The 16,363-nt window shown below is 72.3% G+C and carries 15 protein-coding genes and 2 pseudogenes; 3 read left to right on the top strand and 14 right to left on the bottom strand.

All coding sequences use genetic code 11. From position 1 onward, the window contains the following. Nucleotides 1-9: 9 nt before the first annotated feature. A complete protein-coding gene (locus tag QF030_RS13710) occupies nucleotides 10-378 on the top strand; it encodes a 5-carboxymethyl-2-hydroxymuconate Delta-isomerase (protein WP_307162943.1) in 369 nt (122 codons plus the stop codon). A 6-nt stretch (nucleotides 379-384) separates the two neighbouring features. Here QF030_RS13710 and QF030_RS13705 read toward each other — a convergent pair whose 3' ends face one another. The 4 genes and pseudogenes from QF030_RS13705 to QF030_RS13690 form a co-directional block, all read right to left on the bottom strand. Beyond that, a complete protein-coding gene (locus tag QF030_RS13705; RefSeq protein WP_307162942.1) occupies nucleotides 385-1,074 on the bottom strand; it encodes a TetR/AcrR family transcriptional regulator in 690 nt (229 codons plus the stop codon). 150 nt (nucleotides 1,075-1,224) lie between these two features. Further along, nucleotides 1,225-1,464 (bottom strand): annotated as a pseudogene (locus tag QF030_RS13700) (2Fe-2S iron-sulfur cluster-binding protein); the annotation flags it as partial. An 86-nt stretch (nucleotides 1,465-1,550) separates the two neighbouring features. Further along, nucleotides 1,551-3,495, bottom strand: a pseudogene (locus QF030_RS13695) (hypothetical protein). A gap of 43 nt (nucleotides 3,496-3,538) precedes the next feature. Further along, a complete protein-coding gene (locus QF030_RS13690) occupies nucleotides 3,539-4,042 on the bottom strand; it encodes a tetratricopeptide repeat protein (protein WP_307162941.1) in 504 nt (167 codons plus the stop codon). A 100-nt stretch (nucleotides 4,043-4,142) separates the two neighbouring features. Here QF030_RS13690 and QF030_RS13685 point away from each other — a divergent pair, with 100 nt between their 5' ends. Beyond that, the gene (locus QF030_RS13685) at nucleotides 4,143-4,583 is read left to right on the top strand and encodes a hypothetical protein (RefSeq protein WP_307162940.1); all 441 of its coding nucleotides are present in this window, start codon (nucleotides 4,143-4,145) and stop codon (nucleotides 4,581-4,583) included. Between the two features lie 142 nt (nucleotides 4,584-4,725). On the opposite strand, the gene QF030_RS13680 is transcribed toward QF030_RS13685, so the two are convergent. The 10 genes from QF030_RS13680 to QF030_RS13635 all read right to left on the bottom strand — a co-directional run bounded on the left by QF030_RS13680 (nucleotide 4,726) and on the right by QF030_RS13635 (nucleotide 15,784). Beyond that, entirely contained in the window at nucleotides 4,726-6,279 is a 1,554-nt protein-coding gene (locus QF030_RS13680) for a DUF1996 domain-containing protein (RefSeq protein ID WP_307162939.1), read from the bottom strand. 177 nt (nucleotides 6,280-6,456) lie between these two features. Further along, nucleotides 6,457-7,113 (bottom strand): LuxR C-terminal-related transcriptional regulator, encoded by a 657-nt coding sequence (locus QF030_RS13675; RefSeq protein ID WP_307162938.1) that lies wholly within the window; start codon nucleotides 7,111-7,113, stop codon nucleotides 6,457-6,459. Next, a complete protein-coding gene (locus QF030_RS13670) occupies nucleotides 7,098-8,378 on the bottom strand; it encodes a sensor histidine kinase (protein WP_307162937.1) in 1,281 nt (426 codons plus the stop codon). Before QF030_RS13670 ends, QF030_RS13675 begins: the two co-directional genes overlap by 16 nt. A 52-nt stretch (nucleotides 8,379-8,430) precedes the next feature. Continuing rightward, nucleotides 8,431-9,468 carry an SDR family oxidoreductase gene (locus QF030_RS13665; protein ID WP_307162936.1) on the bottom strand — a complete coding sequence of 346 codons (1,038 nt, stop codon included), beginning with the start codon at nucleotides 9,466-9,468 and terminating at the stop codon, nucleotides 8,431-8,433. A 66-nt stretch (nucleotides 9,469-9,534) separates the two neighbouring features. Continuing rightward, entirely contained in the window at nucleotides 9,535-10,128 is a 594-nt protein-coding gene (locus tag QF030_RS13660) for a winged helix-turn-helix domain-containing protein (RefSeq protein WP_307162935.1), read from the bottom strand. A gap of 317 nt (nucleotides 10,129-10,445) precedes the next feature. Continuing rightward, the gene (locus QF030_RS13655; protein WP_307162934.1) at nucleotides 10,446-12,278 is read right to left on the bottom strand and encodes a HEAT repeat domain-containing protein; all 1,833 of its coding nucleotides are present in this window, start codon (nucleotides 12,276-12,278) and stop codon (nucleotides 10,446-10,448) included. Between the two features lie 72 nt (nucleotides 12,279-12,350). Then, nucleotides 12,351-13,382, bottom strand: coding sequence for a glutamine synthetase (glnII, locus tag QF030_RS13650; protein ID WP_307162933.1), 1,032 nt, complete (start codon nucleotides 13,380-13,382; stop codon nucleotides 12,351-12,353). 327 nt (nucleotides 13,383-13,709) lie between these two features. Then, complete coding sequence (locus QF030_RS13645; RefSeq protein WP_307162932.1) at nucleotides 13,710-14,426, bottom strand: hypothetical protein; 717 nt, start codon at nucleotides 14,424-14,426, stop codon at nucleotides 13,710-13,712. Nucleotides 14,427-14,555: 129 nt separating this feature from the next. Then, nucleotides 14,556-15,341 (bottom strand): hypothetical protein, encoded by a 786-nt coding sequence (locus tag QF030_RS13640; RefSeq protein WP_307162931.1) that lies wholly within the window; start codon nucleotides 15,339-15,341, stop codon nucleotides 14,556-14,558. A gap of 83 nt (nucleotides 15,342-15,424) precedes the next feature. Then, nucleotides 15,425-15,784 (bottom strand): arsenate reductase family protein, encoded by a 360-nt coding sequence (locus QF030_RS13635; protein ID WP_307162930.1) that lies wholly within the window; start codon nucleotides 15,782-15,784, stop codon nucleotides 15,425-15,427. 141 nt (nucleotides 15,785-15,925) lie between these two features. On the opposite strand from QF030_RS13635, the gene QF030_RS13630 reads away from it, so the two are divergent. Beyond that, nucleotides 15,926-16,240 carry a hypothetical protein gene (locus QF030_RS13630; RefSeq protein WP_307162929.1) on the top strand — a complete coding sequence of 105 codons (315 nt, stop codon included), beginning with the start codon at nucleotides 15,926-15,928 and terminating at the stop codon, nucleotides 16,238-16,240. Nucleotides 16,241-16,363: the final 123 nt, after the last annotated feature.

Here is a 16,363-nt window from a genome sequence, read left to right as displayed (position 1 = left end):
GGAGTGCCCATGCCGCAGATCACCGTCGAACGCTCCCCGGCGCTCGACCACGTCGACTGGACCGCGTTCGCGCTCGCACTGCACCCGGTGGTCGTCGAGGTGGCGGCCGCGCGGATCGAGGCGTGCAAGACCCGGGTCCTGCGGACCGAGGACGAAGTGGTGGGAGACACGGGAGCGACGGGGCAGGGTGGACCCGCCATCGTGCACGTCACCCTCGCCCTTCTCGCCGGCCGCTCCGACGAGACGAAGGCCCGGCTCACCGAAGCCGTACTGGACCTGCTGCGCAAGCACGTCGAGCCCCGGGACGGCGTCTCGGCGGTGCACGCCTCCGCCGAGGTGCGCGACCTCGACCCGTCCTACCGCAAGTACGAGAGCTAGGCCGCTTCAGGAGGCGAGGGCGATGAGCCGGGTGACGAGGTCGCCGAAGGGCCCCTCGGCCGGCTCGCCGCCGAGCACGGGCCGCAGCAGGGTGCGCAGCTCGTCGTCGTGGGCCGCGCTGACGGCGGTCAGCGCGGCGAAGTCCTGCACGAGCTGGACCTCCAGCTCCTCGCGCGGGATGCGCCGCCCGTCCAGCCAGATCAGCGCGGTCGACTCGGCGAGCGAGATCCAGGAGCGGACGACCAGCTCCAGGCGCGGGGGCGCGTCGGCGACGCCAAGATGCGACAGGATCTGCTCGTAGGCGTTCTGGCGTACGGAGTCGATGAGGGCGTTCGTGGTCGAGGACCCGACCGCGGGGCCGCCGCGCATGAGGGCGGAGAAGCCCGGGCCGTGCGCGTCGACGAAGTCGAAGTAGCGGCGCATCACCCGGAGCAGCCGGGAGCCGAGCGGTCCTTCGTGCGGCTCGGCGAACCGGCCCGCCAGATCCTCCGATGCCCGCTTCAACGCGGCCTCGTACAGGCTGAGTTTGCCGGGGAAGTAGTGGTAGACGAGGGGGCGCGAGATGCCCGCGGCCGCGGCTATCTCGTCGATGGAGACCTCGTCGGGCGAGCGCTGGGCGAACAGTTCGAGGGCGACGCCGATCAACTGCTGCCGACGCTCCTCGACTCCCATTCTGCGACGAACCCCGGTAGTCATGCGAACACCTTACCGATCGGTTCCGGCCCAGAACGGACCGGACCGGTGCAGACCTTCACCCTCTCCGTCACTTATCCGGCTACTTGTCCGGTCACATGTCGGTCATCTTTCGCGCCATCTCGCGCGTGACCGTTCGAGTGCTGCGCCGGGTCACAGGTCCAGCACCAGCCGCCCGCTGCGCGCCCGTGAGACGCGGATCAACATGGAGTCGCCGCGCTCCGCGTCGGTGAGCAACTCGTCCCGGTGGTCCGCCTCGCCCGGCAGCACCCGCTGCCGGCAGGTTCCGCAGAAACCCTGCGCGCACGAGTAGAGGGTGTTCGGCAGTTCGGCGCGGACGGCGGCCGGCACGGTCGCGTCGGCCGCGACCGTCACGACCCGCCCGGTGCGCCGGTCCGACCGCCGGGTCAGCGACGCCCGCTGGTCGGTCCGACCGCCGGGGTCGGCGCAGCCCGTTGAGCCCCCGCCGACCGCCGGGGTCAGCGCAGGCCGCTGATCGACCTTCCGTCCTTCAGCCTGCCCTCCAGGCCGGCCTGCGCGCCCTGCTTCGTCGGCACCGCCAGCAGGTTGCCCTGCCCGGACCCGGTGACCCCGCCCGTCGCCCGGACGGACGCCGTGGCCTTGTCGCCGGCCGCGAGGAGATACCAGCCGCCGCCCTTCGACTTCCACAGCACCCCGGCCAGCACATGCGGATCACGCGGCCCGCACGCCGGTACGTCCCCGGCCTTCGCCACGGCCGCCCCGAACAGCCCGCCGGGGGTGTGGAACTGGGCCAGCACCCTGCTTCCGTCGCCCCGCCAGGTCTCGGCCCGGGTGCACACCCAGGTCGCCGTTCCGCTCGCGTCGGGCAGCTGCTGCCGGGTGTAGCCCCAGGCGTTGACCGTCCGTACGCCCTGTCCGCGGGCGTCGGCCAGCGAACAGGCGAACGGCGCCCAGGTCCGCAGCGCCGACGCGCCGCTCGCCTCCTTCGGTGCGGCCGGGCGTCCCGCGGTGAGGCGGGCGGGCACGAGCTCGCCGAGGTCGCTGAGCAGGTGGGTGCCGGAGGCGTCCGTCAGCTGGAGCACGTTCCACGTCGTGCACGTGCCGGTGTGGGTGGCCGGGCTGGACAGCGGCGAGGTGATCCCGTCGGTCAGTGTCAGGTCCATCACCCCGGCTCCCGGCTTCGACAGGTCCCGCTCGCCGGCCTTCGTCACCCAGGGCGCGGTCAGATAGCGCACGTTGCCGTCCGCCCGGCCCAGGACCAGCGCGCCCGCCTCGGCGCCGGTCGCGCCGTCGACCCGCGCGAAGTCGAGGGCGGCCCCCGCGGTGCCGTCCTTCGGCTCGGCGTAGCGGGCGATGCGCAGACCGTCGTAGAGGATCACCACTCGCGCGTTGTCCACCTCGCCCGCGTACAGGAGCTGGGGCGGTCCGGCGGGGCCGCCGAGCGGGGTGTCGGGGGTGGCGGAGACGTGCACCGACTCCCCGGGCCGGGCCCAGACGGCGAGGGCGCGGCGAAGCAGCGCGCCGTCGCGGGCGAGGGGGCCGCGCGCGGGCCAGACGGAGAAGTCGGTGCGTGCGGACGTCTTCCAGGCGGCGGGGGACGCCTTCACCAGCCGCCCGGGGGTCGAGAGCGGCCTCGGCGGCCGGGTTCTGCGCGTACAGCGGGGCGGCCGCGCCGTCGGGTCCCCAGCCGCCGCCGGGCAGCGCGACCAGGGCGCCGCACACGGCGAGCGCGGCCGCGGCGGCCAGCGCGGCCCTGGTGTGCCGGCGGCGGCGCATCAGATCGGTGGGCCGGGCCTGGAGCGAGCAGGCGTCGAACTCGGGGGAGTCGAGCAGGGCGTACCGGGCGGCGGGGATCCGGCCCGCCTCGCGCAGGGCCGCCGTCACCTCGGCGTCCGCGAGACCGGACCCGGTCAGCACCTCGCGGACGTCGTCGTCGGGCAGCCGCTCCAGACCGCGCAGCACGTAGGCGGCCCGGGCCGGGCCCGACAGCGCGGCCAGCCGCTGGTCCAGGGCGAGCTCGTCGGCGCCGCCGGAACGGGGGAAGAGCCGCAGACCCCACACCTGGGGGAGCAGCGGCGGGAGCTGTGCGCGCCTGGGACGCGACCAGAGCCTCAGCGGCAGTCCCGCCTCCAGCGCCGTACGCACGACCTGGAGGCGGATGTAGGCGTACCCGGGGTCGCCGTCGCGGCCGTCCCCCGCGCCCCCGTTCTGGGCCGGGATGACGGGCGTCGAGGCGCTGCCGCGGGGCAGGGCGCGCTGGGCGAGGGCGTGGGCGGTCAGGACGCGCCGACTGCGGCCGAGACCGGGCGGCAGCACCAGATAGGCGAGCCGGACCAGGCGCGGGTAGTGCTCGACGAGCGCGGCCTCGGCCTGCTCGACGTCGACGATCCGGTCGGCGGAGGATCCGGGAGCGGGGCGCGGGGCGACATCCTGTGACTGCACGTCCAGCAGAACGAGCGAAGCGGTGGATGGTCACCCCGGGCGGTCAGCCCTCGCGCAGCGCCTTCGCGTACTCGGCCATCGACCGCCGGTAGCGCGGCAGATGGGGAGCCAGGGCGCCGAGCACCAGGGACAGGCCCTCGCGGTCGCGGCCGAGGCTCGACAGGCACAGGGCCAGGCAGGCGCGGACGGCGTCGTCCAACTCGTCGGACGGGGCGTCCAGTTCGGGGGTCAGCAGCTTCACGCCCTCGTCCGCCAGGCCGATGTTGCGGAGGGAGCTGGCGAGTTGGATCTTGGCTCGTCTGCCCTTGTAGCCGCTCACCTCGCCCAGCCCGCGCGCGAGCGCCTCCCGGTACAGCGGGGCGGCCCGGTCCGAGTGGCCGGTCGAGTCCCAGGCGCAGGCCTGCTCGAACGGTCCCAGCGGGCTGTCTTCGGGGAGCTCGGCCACGAGCTTGTCGATCACGGCCCGGAACTCCGCCGCCCGCTCCTGCGGGAGGTCGTCGAATCCGGACCAGGCGGCGGTCACACGATCTTCCCAGTCCTGGTTCACCGGCACACTCTCGCACGGGTGTCCCCACCGGGCACGGGTATTTTGAGCGCACCGCGCGTGGGAGCCGTATCCAGGGCGAGGCTCTTGCAGGGAGGAACGGATGAAGATGACCCGACCGATGCTCGCGGTGGCCGCCGCCGCGGCGGCGCTGGTACTGACGGGCTGTGGTTCCGACGGGGCCGAGGAGAGCGTCCCGGTGACGGCGACCGGCAGCCTGGAGCACCTGGCCGCCGAGGTGAAGTGCACGCCCGACATGCAGACCGACGCCGACGAACTGCGCCAGGCCCTCTGCAAGAACGCCGACGGCAAGTTCATCCTGCTGACCTTCGCCACCGACCGCGGTCAGCGCGAGTGGATCAACGGGGCCAAGGACTACGGCGGTCACTACCTGGTCGGTCGCAAGTGGGTGGCCGTGGGTGAGGAGACCAGCACCGTGACTGCCCTGCGGGAGACGCTCGGCGGTGACATCGAGGAGGGCACGGACCACTCCGCGCACGTGTCGGGCGAGCCCTCCGACGGCGCGTCGCACTCCGGTCACTGACCGGAGCCCACGCCTACGGCGCACGCGACGCGTGCCGCGCACACGAGAAGGCCGGCGGTGAGGAATCCTCACCGCCGGCCTTCTCGTCTGCTGTGCCGTTCCGCTTCACCGGTCGGTTCCACCGACCGGCCCGCTCAGCGGGTCACTTGCACTTCTTGCCGGTGTTGATGCAGTTGACCATCTTGTTCATCAGGTTCGTGGAGAAGAAGTTGATGAAGTCGTTGTGGTCGGTGATCGGCTTGTGCAGGTTCTCCGGGAAGCTGTCCACCGCGTACGGCTGCACGACCGTCCCGTTCTGAAGCTTCGGGGCCGGAACGTTGTAGACCAGCCGGACCTGGAGCTGGGGGATCGCCTTGAAGCCGTTGGCGCAGGTGCCGTCCGCCTGGGCGAAGGCCACGTGCGTACGGTGGTTGGCGCTGTCGATGTTCTGACCGTCCCAGCAGCTCTGGAAGTTGGTCGTCCGCACCACCTGGCTGCCCTGCGGGCAGATCGGGTACTGGGTCTCCAGCTGCACCTTGTTCTCGAAGCCGGTGCAGCTCCAGTTCACGTTCGCGTTGGCGTTGCCGTTGACGAAGGCCTTCGCGTCGCCGGTGATGATGCGCAGGGCGGTCGGCATCGCGACGACCTTGCCCCTCTTGTTGCCGACGAACTTGATCTGCGCCTGGGCGGGCTGGAGGATCTTGCCGACGTTGCCCTCCTTGCCACCGCCGTCGTTGTTCTGGTCGAAGTCCTGCGAGCCGTCCTGGACACGCAGCACCGGCCAGAAGTATGAGGACTTGTCGCCCTGGTTCTGGCAGCTGGTGCCGGCTCCCGCCAGCTCCTGGTCGCTCGCGAACGCGTCGTTGTTCTGGTTGCCGACGTAGTCGTGCAGGTGGTGCGCGCCGTTGGTGACACCGGGGGCGACGATCACGTTGTCCGTGTTGTGGTTGTCGTTCCCGTTGGTGCCGCAGCTCGAGGTGAAGGTGCCCCGGGAACCGCTGTTCCCGTTGGCGGCTGCACCGTTCGCGCCGACGCCCAGCTGCGCGTTGGCCTGGACCTTCGTGATGTCCACGAAGTCCGCGGCGACCGGGCCGTTACCGCCCTGGCCGTTCTGCGCCTGACCGGCGTTGCCGTTGTTCTGCTGGCCGCCGTTGTTCTGGTTGCCGCCGTTGTTCTGCTGGCCGCCGTTGTTCTGCTGACCACCGTTCTGCTGGCCGTTGCCCGCCTGGCCCGCGTTGGTGTTCGCCGCCTGCGTGGTGCAGGCCGCCAACTGGCTCAGCGAGCTGTTGAACTGGCCGCCGGAGCGCTGGATGTTGATCCGGATCCGGTCGATCGTGGCGGCGCGCTTCTCCTTGAGGGGGCCGGTGATCGCGTTCTGCACGAAGCTGGCGTCGTTCGTCTGAGCCCGGCGCGTGGAAGCGAGTCGGTTGTAGGCCTCGGTGATCTGCTTGTCGAGGTTGGCCAGCTCGGTCGCGACTCCCTGTTTCGCTCCCTTGGGCACATTCGTCAGCTTCTGCCCCACATCCGGGCAGGAGATGGTGGCGACCTGGGCGGCCGCCGTGGCGGCCTTGGTCGAGTTCTGGCCCGAGTTCGACTCGTGCGCCGAAGCGTAGAAGTTCGCCCAGATCAGCCCGCCCCCGCCGAGCGCTAGGGCCGCCGATGCTGCCACGGCCTTCGTGGCCATCGACGAACGGCGTTTACGTATGTTGCGTCCCATGGAACTCCTCTGACTTCCTTGCGGGGCAGCATCGAGGCGCCCGACAGGAGTGAAGCTGAAGCTGCCCCCTCCTTTACGCACGTCGCCCCGACGGCGTTCAGCCCGCTCAGAAATTCATGAGAGCCCCGTACGACGAAACAACCCCAAAACCCTCACAAGACACGGCAGTTGGCGGCGTCAGCGATCCCGGTCCAGATAGGCCAGCACCGCCAGCACCCTGCGGTTGTCGTCGTCCGAGACCTCCAAACCCAGCTTCACGAAAATATTCGCGGTGTGCTTGGCCACCGCCCGCTCGGTGACGACCAGCTTGCCCGCGATCGCCGCGTTCGACCGGCCCTGCGCCATCAGCTCCATCACCTCCCGCTCGCGCGGGGTGAGCCGGTCCACCGGCCCCTGCCCGTCACCCGAACGCCGGGCCAGCAACTGCTGGATCACCTGCGGGTCCATCGCCGTACCGCCGGCCGCGACCCGCCGTACGGCGTCCACGAACTGTTCCGCGTCGAACACCCGGTCCTTCAGCAGATAGCCGATCCCGCCGGTGCCGTCCGCCAGCAACTCGCGCGCGTACAACTGCTCGACGTGCTGGGAGAGCACGAGCACCGGCAGCCCGGGCCTCCTGCGGCGGGCCCGGAGGGCGCACTGGAGGCCCTCGTCCGTGTGCGTGGGCGGGAGCCGGACGTCGACCACGGCGACGTCCGGCTCCAGTTCGGCGAGCGCCCGCTCCAGTTCGGGCCCGCTCTCCACAGCGGCGGCGATCTCGAAGTCGTAGGCCTCCAGCAGCCGGACGAGACCGTCCCGCAGCAGGAAGAGGTCCTCGGCTAGGACAACACGCAAGGGATCTCCATGGTCACCATGGTGGGACCGCCCGCGGGAGAGCTGACGGCCAGGACGCCGTCGAATGTACCCAGTCGCCGCTCGACGCCGGCGAGGCCCGAGCCGGCCCCGATCGCCGCGCCGCCCGCGCCGTCGTCGGTGACCGAGATCCGCAGCCGGCCCGAACCGTGGTGGAGGTCGACCCAGACCCGGCCGGCGCCGGAGTGCTTGACCGCGTTGGTGAGCAGCTCGCTCACCGCGAAATAGGCCGCCGACTCCACGGGCGCCTCCACCCGGCCGCCCTCGAGCTCGACGCTCACCTCGGTGGCGACCGGCAGCCGCAGGGCCAACGCCCGCACGGCGTCCGCGAGTCCACGTTCGGCCAGCACCGGCGGGTGGATGCCGCGCACCAGGTCGCGCAGCTCGGAGAGCGCCTCGGCGGACGACCGGCGGGCCTGCGCGAGCAGCGCCTTGGCCTGCTCCGGGTCCTTGTCGACGAGCATCTCGACGGCGCCGAGGTCCATGCCCATCGCCACCAGCCGCGCCTGGGCGCCGTCGTGCAGATCCCGCTCGATGCGGCGCAGCTCGGCGGCCGAGGTGTCCACCGCGTCCCGCCGGGTCTCCGTCAACACCCGTACCCGCTCGGCAAGCTCGGCCTGGCTCGGGGTGAGCATGGCCTCGGTGAGGCGGAAGTGGACCTGGAACACGCTCACGGTGTACCGGTGGGCGACGAAGAGCAGGGCGCCGGCCAGGGCGCCGGCGCCCAACGCGGTCGGCTGGTCGTCCACGGGCACGAAGCCGTACCAGTAGGCGCCCCCGTCACCGTCGCCCATGACCCGCCACAGCCCGGCCGCCAGCGCGAACCCCTCGAGCGGATAGAGGACCAGGACGGCCGGCAGCAGCGCGGTCACGAACCCGGCCGTCATGTCCACCAGGAGCCACCGCAGGTCCCGCCAGGTCGCCGGGTCGCGCAGCAGCGCGTAGGTGCACCTGAACGGGTTGACGGAATCGGAGGCAGGCCGGTAGGCCGACGGGACGCGCAACCCGCCCCACCGCTCGGCGAGCGCCCGCCGCCGCTCGGCGTAGGCGCGCACCCCCTTCACCACGTAGGGCGTGGTGAGCGCCCCGACGCCGATCGGTATCAGCGCCATGGACACGAGGGAGAGACAGAAGCCCAGGATGCTCAGCGGCAGCGATGCGACCGCCAGCGCGAGTCCCCGCCCGGCGGCGAGCACCGTCCCGCGCGCCCTCGAACCGGCCCCGCCGCTCTTCGTGTTGGTGTTCATGCCGTCAGTCTGGCGGAGCCGTGGACCGGTGGTCACTGGCCCGACGCCCCGGTCAGAGGGTGGTGCCAGGTACACCTCCGGGGCCCGGGCCGCCGGTGCCGATCGCGAGCACCTTCGCCTCCACCTCCGGGTCCAGGCCCTTGCGGGAACGGTCCGGACGCTGGGGCGCCGTACCGCCGATCGACCTCAGCCAGGTCCAGGTGTCGGCGACGGTCTCCCCGACCGGACGGCAGGCCAGCCCCGCAGCCACCGCCCGGGAGACGTCGGCCGCGTGCAGGGCGTCGTGCATGTCGCTGCCCGGCGGCACCCACACGGGCAGTTCCGTCCACGGCTCGATGCCCGCTTCGAGGATGGTCTGCGGTGCCGTCCACCGCAGTTCGGCGTCCGAGCCGGTGGCCCGCACACACGCCTCCAGCAGCTCGCCCATGGTCGTGTGTCCCTGCGGGCTCATCAGGTTGTACGGCCCGCTCAGCTCCCGCTCGATGCCGCCGAGGATCCACTCGGCGAGATCGCGGACGTCCACGTACTGCAGGGGCAGGCCGTGCGGGCCGGGCGCGAGGACGGGGCCGCCGCGGGCGATCCGGGTCAGCCACCAGGGCAGCCGTCCGACGTTCTCGTACGGGCCGATGATCAGCCCGGCCCGCACGAGGACGGAGGACTCCGCCCCGAAGGCGTCGAGGACGGCCAGTTCGCCGCCGCGCTTGTCCCGGGCGTAGTCGCTCTGTCCGGCGTCCGGCTCGGCGCCCTCGACGACGGGCGCGTCCTCGGCGTACCCGGCGGGCGGGGCCCAGGCGTACACCGAGCAACTCGACACGTACACGTACCGGCGGACGCGGCCCCGCAGCAGCCGCGCCGCCTCGTGCACCGCGCGGGGCGCCGCGGACCAGGTGTCGACCACGGCGTCCCAGTCGCCCTCGGCCAGCGCGTCCAGACCGCCGGGCGCGGTGCGGTCACCGGTCAGCGACCGGATGCCGGGGGCGGACGCGTGCCGCCCCCGGTTGAGGACCGTCACCTCCCAGCCGCGTCCGAGGGCCGCCTCGACGACGGCCCGTCCCGCGAACTCCGTACCGCCCAGCACCAGAAGTCTCATGCCGATGACTCTGCCCGGTCCGGACACGAGGGGGAACCGTGCTCTGCCGACGGCAGACGGGACGGGTCAGTGGCCGGTCGGCGGGGTGTACTTGTAGCCGACCCGGCGCACCGTCTGGATCGACTGGCGGTACTGCGCGCCCAGCTTGCGGCGCAACCGGGCGATGTGGACGTCGACCGTGCGGCCGTCGCCCACGTGCCCGTAGCCCCACACCGTGGTGACCAGCTGGTCGCGGGTGTGCACCCGGTTCGGCTGCGCGACCAGGTGCGCGAGCAGCTCGAACTCGAGGTACGTGAGGTCGAGTTCCTGTCCGTCCACGAAGGCCGTGCGCTGGACGGGGTCGATCCGTACGAGCGGACGTCCGGCACCCTCGGCCCCGGCGGCCTCCTCGGCCGCCGGCCGGTCCGGCACCGCCACCGGAAGGAACGGCGGCTGCTGGTCGGCCGGGACGAGCACCAGGTAGCCGACCATCGGCGGCCGGCCCGGCAGGGTGGGCAGGGTGTGCGGGGGAGCGGGCAGCCAGGTCGCGCCCGGCGGCAGGAAGTCGGCGATGTCGACCACCTCGTCCCGGTCGACGGCCCGCAGTCGGTGGCGGGCGGTGCCGTTCGGGGCGGCGGCGGTGAGGCTGGGAGCGGAGGAGAGGGGACGAGTGTTCGCCATGGGAGGTCAGCTCTTTCGCGCGAGAAGTCCGTCGGGAAGGACGACGGCCGCGACTCGTGGTCGGGCCCGTCGGGGACGTACGTCGTGCGCGCTGGCCGAAGGCCGGGGTATACGGCTTTAGAGGGCCGGCGCGTTCATCGCGCGGCAACACACCCGGTCGAAGTCATGGTGCTGACGGGAAGGCCAGAAGGGCTCGAGGTCGTGGCGACCCGTCGCGGTGCACTTCTGGAAGCTGGCCATGGCCCCATTGAAGCAGACACCCGCCCGTAACAGGAGCCTCCTCTCACGGCTTGGACGTTCCTGGCGCGAACTCGACGTCAGTCGACGACGCGCGCGGTCGTGAGCAGCTTGCGCACGGCGGCCCGCAGCACGTCGTCGGGATGCGCGGCGTCGCCGTACATCAGGTCCTTCACGGCCCGCCGGGGCGACTCGGCGCCGCGTCGCAGCGGCTCCACGGCGAAGCGGGGAAGAAGCCCCATCTCCGTGAGCGTCGCCACCGGGTGGGGCGGGCCCGGGTAGAACCTCTTCCACGCCAGTGCCTCCCGGGCCAGGGGATCCACGGTGTCCTCGGTCCTGCCGGTGATGCGCCAGACGGCCAGTGCGGCCGCCGCCCGGTTGCCGGACGGCGTACGGCGCGCGAGAAGCGGCTCGACGAACGGCAGCAGCGGCGCGCCGACGGCACCGAGCCGGCCCGCGAGGTCCGTCGCCCAGGAGGAGGCCGAGGCGGTCAGCTCCCGGCGGAGGAAGGACAGCGCCGGTTCCGGGTCCGCGGCGACCGGCCAGAGCGCCACCGCGGCTTCCCCCGAGACCGAGGAGTGGACGCCCTCCCGCACACAGGTCCGCAGCGCCCGCTCGCCCACCTCGCCCGCGGCGCGCCCCAGCGCGCTCAGCACGGCGACCGCGACGGACGGGTAGCCGGTGCCGTGCCGGGTCAGCAGTCCGGCGAGCTCCTCGACGAACTCCGCCGCCACCTCGGGGTATTTCGTCAGCACCTTCACCAGATCCGAGTGACCCTCCCCCGACTGCCGGGCCACCGCCCGCGCCACGGGCGTCGCCGCGCCCGCGAACTCGTCGGTCACCGCCCTGACGGCGCGGACGGTGTCGTACGCACCGGGCGCCTCCGCGATCAGCCGCAGCGTCTCCTCGACCGCCGTCGCGGCCGGTACGCGCGCGCGGGCCAGCGCGGTGACCGCCCCGGCCCGCACCGCCGGACTGCCGTCGGCCAGGCACGGCAGCACCCGCTCGCGCACGCGCGCGTGCAGCTCCGGCGGCAGCGCGCAGGCCAGCTGGGCCAGCCGGTACAACTGCCAGGCCTCGCCCTCCGTCTCGCGCAGCGCCCACGGGAGCACGTCGGCCTCGCGGTCCCGCCACTGCTCGGTGATCTCGAAGGCGAGGGGCATCCCCTGGGCGAGGGCCCGCAGGGCCGCTCCGGGATCCTCCAGCAGCCGTTCGGTGAGCGGCCGGTAGTGCGCCGGCCAGAGCGAGGTCTCCGGTTCCTCCGGCAGGTCGGGCACGGCGGTGAACGCCCGCGCGCACGTGTCCACCAGCGGGTGCGGCAGGGGCGGTTCGGTGGTGCGCAGCAGGTCCTCGGCGGCGGCGAGCGCGACCCGGGGCTCGGGGTCGGCCAGCAGACCGTGCCGCCAGCCGCCGTCGCCCGGCTCCAGCAGCCCGAGCGCCGTCACGATCCGGGCGCGCACCAGCGGGTCGCTCTCCTCGGCGAGCCGGTCCCTCAGCAGCGGGGCCGGCGTGGGGCCGGCCTCCCGGCCGCACGCGGCGATCAGCAGCACCATCGCCTCGCGTACGCCCGGGTCGGCGTCGTGCGCGAGGGGCCTCAGGGACGGCATCGCCTCCGCCACGGCCTGCCGCACGCGCCGCCGCTCGTCCGGGTGTCCGGCCCAGTTCGCGAGGTTCGCCAGCAGCCTGAGCAGTTCGGCCCGGGGGCCGGCCCCGTGCAGGGCGAGCCTGACCAGATGCGGCGCCACGGGCGCCGTGGGGACCTCCTCCCGGAAGCACAGGCAGGAGTACAACCGGTCCACCGCCCGCTCGCGCACGGCCTCGTCCGCGGACTCCAGCGCCCGCAGCAGTGCGGGCACGTCCTCCGGCGAGCCGTACGCCCGGTCGAGGTCCGCCCGGTCTCTCTCCGTCCCCATGGGAGCGCAGGATATGCGCAAGGGGCGCCCGCCGAGTCGGCGAGCGCCCCTTCACGAGAGCCGTGGAGCGGATCAGACCTGGCCGGCCTTCTCCAGCGCCGAGCAGCAGGTGTCGACGATCAGACGCGTCACCAGGTACGGGTCGACGTTGGCGTTCGGGCGGCGGTCCTCGATGTAGCCCTTGCCGTCCTTCTCGACCTGCCACGGGATACGGACCGAGGCGCCACGGTTGGAGACACCGTAGGAGTACTCGTTCCACGGGGCGGTCTCGTGCAGTCCCGTCAGACGGTCGTCGATGCCGGCGCCGTAGTGCTTGACGTGGTCCAGCGGCTTGGAGCCCTCACCGAGCGACTCGCACGCGGTGATGATCGCCTCGTAGCCCTCGCGCATCGCCCTGGTGGAGAAGTTGGTGTGCGCGCCGGCGCCGTTCCAGTCGCCCTTGACCGGCTTGGGGTCGAGGGTGGCGGCGATGCCGAAGTCCTCGGCGGTGCGGTAGAGCAGCCAGCGGGCCACCCACAGGTGGTCGGAGACCTCGAGCGGGGAGACCGGGCCGACCTGGAACTCCCACTGGCCGGGCATGACCTCGGCGTTGATGCCGGAGATCGCGAGACCGGCGGCCAGGCAGTTGTCCAGGTGCGCCTCGACGACCTCACGGCCGAAGATCTCGTCCGCGCCGACACCGCAGTAGTAGCCGCCCTGCGGGGCCGGGAAGCCGCCCTTGGGGAAGCCGAGCGGGTAACCGTCCTGGAAGAACGTGTACTCCTGCTCGATGCCGAAGATCGGCTCCTGCGCGGCGAACTTCTCGGAGACCTCGGTGAGCGCGGCACGCGTGTTGGACTCGTGCGGCGTCATGTCGATGTTGAGGACCTCGCACAGGACGAGGATGTCGTCGCCGCCGCGGATCGGGTCGGGGCAGGTGAAGACCGGCTTGAGGACACGGTCCGAGGAGTGGCCCTCGGCCTGGTTCGTGGAGGACCCGTCGAAGCCCCAGATTCCCAGCGCGTCGAGACCGGCGGGCTCGCCCGCGATGATCTTCGTCTTGGAACGGAGCTTCGCCGTCGGCTGGGTGCCGTCGATCCAGATGTACTCAGCCTTGAAGGTCACGGGCCACTTCCTTCGGGGGTGTGTCTGACGCACGTGCGGGTGCTGCGGCGCTGCGGCACTGGGGCGCCGCCTGTTTGCCCGGCAGCTTGTCAACAGGCGATTTCCCGGTCATTGCTCGAATGTGAACCCCGTGTTACCTGGTGGTTCTGTGGTGCGGCTCACGGTGTGAGCGGCGGCACGGCGGTTCGTATGCGATGCGGCGCCCGCGGACCCGACGCGTCGGTCCTGCCGCTCGTGGCCGCGAGCAGCAGGACCGATGACCCGTACACCGCTGCGGGATGCTCCGCAGGGCGCCGCCGGTTCACCGAGGTGCCCGGCGGCCGGAGCTCACCCCACCTTCTCGATCAGGGCCCGGCGGATCAGGAACTTGCCGGGCTCACGGACCAGTTCGAAGGCCGCGTTGTTGAGCAGGGCGCAACTGCCGGAGACCGAGGTCACCTCGACGGTCGTGGACTTGTTGTTGTCCAGGTTGGTGACCTTCAGCTTGGTCCCCGCCGGGAACTGGTTACTCGACGCGGCCGGGGCACCGCCCTCGCCGGAGAGTGTCACCGTGGAACCGTTGCAGACCTGCTGGCCGGAGGCGGCATCGCCGCCGTTTCCCGCGTTTCCGGTGTTGCCCGTGTTTCCGGCCGGAGCGGAGGCCGCCGGAGCGGAGGCCGCCGGCGCGGAAGCGGCCGGAGCGGAGGCCGCCTGCGAGGGCTGTGCCGCCTGGGAGTCCTGAGCCGACTCCCCAACGACGCAGCCGGACGCCTGCTGCTGGACCTTGATCTGCGCGATGACCGCCTCACGGTTGGCGATCCGGGCCGCGGACTGCGCGTCCGGGTTCGTCCTCTGGCCCTCGATGAACTTCTCGTTGTTGCCGAGGGCCGTGGCCAGTCCCGCGCAGACGGTCGAGTCCCCGGCGGACAGCGTCCTGGCGTCCTGCGCGTCCTGTGAGGCGTTCGAGGTGGACGCCATGGCGAAGGCCCCGGCGCCCGCCACCGCCGCGGCGCTGACGAGCAGCGCGATCTTCTTCTTCGTGCCGAGAGTTCTCCTGCGCGACATGCGCGCCTCCTGAGGGGTAGGGGAGCGTACGTCGCTATGTACGAGATACCGAACGAGGCTGCTCAGCGCTTACGGTGGTCAATCCGAGTGGCGTGTGTCACACCCGGGTCGGGGTGCGGGTAGCCGGAGTCACCGTCTTCCCTCCTCGTACGCGGCCACCGTTTCGTCGACCCGCTGGAGCAACCCCTCGGTCCGGGCGGCGAGTTCGGCCTCTCCCGTCTCGGTGCCGTCGCTCCACCGCCCGCTCGCGAACACCACCGACCGGACGGTCATCGCCTGCCGGAAGACCCCGGCCGAGTCCGGCGGGACCGTCGGCAGACCGGCCTGCGGCGGCGGATCCAACGGGACGGCCCGATACGTCACCGGGTCCGTCGAGACCGTCGTGAACACGCGCGAGGCGTCCTGCGCCCGCACGAAGCTCAGCACGGTGACCGTCACCTGCGAGCGCCGCTCGGTGTCCGTGAACAGGGCCGCCGTGGACCGGGAGCACCCCCCGCCCTGTCCGGCCAGCCGGGCGAGCCCGGGCGTCATGCCGCGCGCGCAGTCGACGGTGGTGGACAGGTCGACGCGGGCGTACCGGGAGCCGTCCTTCAGCCGGACGTTCGTCGAGGGGAACGCCTGCTCCGGCCGGATGACCGGGCGGGCGAGCAGCGAGGGGAGTGCGCTCGCGGCGTACGAGGGGAGCCCCGCGTCCGCGGACGGCAGGGCGGCGAGTGCCGAGGCGGTCGTGGTCGCCGGGGGAGCGGACCCGGGGCGGGCGCCGTCGTCCTCTTCCGCGATCAGCGCCGTCCCGACGGCGACGGCGACGCAGAGGGCCACGCAGGACCCGACGGCCGCCGAGCGCCGGGTCCGCCGGCGCCGTCGTATGCGCTCCCGTTCGGGAGGGGGACCGAGTCCTTGATCACCGAAGGTCATGGCGGCGGAGGGTAGCAGTGCGTGGGGTGTCTTCTCCCGCCCTCGCATGAATCGTTTCGTCGACCGTCCGGCCGAGGTGGTCGCTAACGGGACAACGCGTCCCGTACGGCCTCGTCGGTGCGGGCCACCACCGCGGTGCCGTCCTCCGCCGTGATGATGGGGCGCTGGATGAGCCGGGGGTGCGTGGCGAGGGCGCTGATCCAGCGTTCACGGGTACGCGCGTCCCGTGCCCAGTCCTTCAGGCCGAGCTCCTCGGCCTCGGCCTCCTGCGTGCGGGTGATGTCCCAGGGTTCCAGTCCGAGCCGGTCGAGCACGGCCGCGATCTCGTCCTCGCTCGGCACGTCCTCCAGATAGCGGCGGACGGTGTAGTCGGCGCCCTCGGCGTCGAGAAGGGTGAGGGCGCTGCGGCACTTGGAACAGGCGGGGTTGATCCAGATCTCCATGCGGTACACGGTAGCGGTCGGAAGCCGTGAAACCCCTTGTGATCAGGGGCGTTTGTCAGTGGCGGGCAGTAGAATAGAAGCAGTGTTCGAGGGTTCGCCGGAGGTTCCGGAACGGGCCCTGACCGCGACAGGAGGATGCCTGTGCCCGCTGCCGCACTGAAGCCGAAGCCGTTGCCGACCCAGTCCACAGCGAAGCGTTCCGTCCAGCTCGATCTGCCCTATGTGCCCGTCGAGAAGCGGCCGTTGCCGCCCGGGCGACCGCGCGAGTGGTACGTCACGCACAACCGTCGCCTCAAGGCGATGCGTCTCACCATCGCCCTGCTCGACCTGGGCGTGTATATGCCGAACCAGGCCCGCAACGAGAAGATCCGGAGCACGGCGGAGCTGATCGGCGTTCACTCGCCGTCGGACACGACGTGCCACATGGTGCGGGCGCTGCTGCGGTACACCCGGTGAACCGGGCGCCGGGTGCCGTTCAATGGCGACGGCGCCCGGCGTCGGCGTCCCGCGTCCGGGGCGCGGGCGAGGGCGAGGAAGGGGACGCCGTCGGCGAGCGGAGGGGCCGGCGAGGGGTGGTGA

Origin of the sequence: Streptomyces rishiriensis, from assembly GCF_030815485.1 — a bacterium.
GTDB lineage: Bacteria > Actinomycetota > Actinomycetes > Streptomycetales > Streptomycetaceae > Streptomyces > Streptomyces rishiriensis_A.
This window is presented reverse-complemented; position numbering and strand designations above follow the sequence as displayed.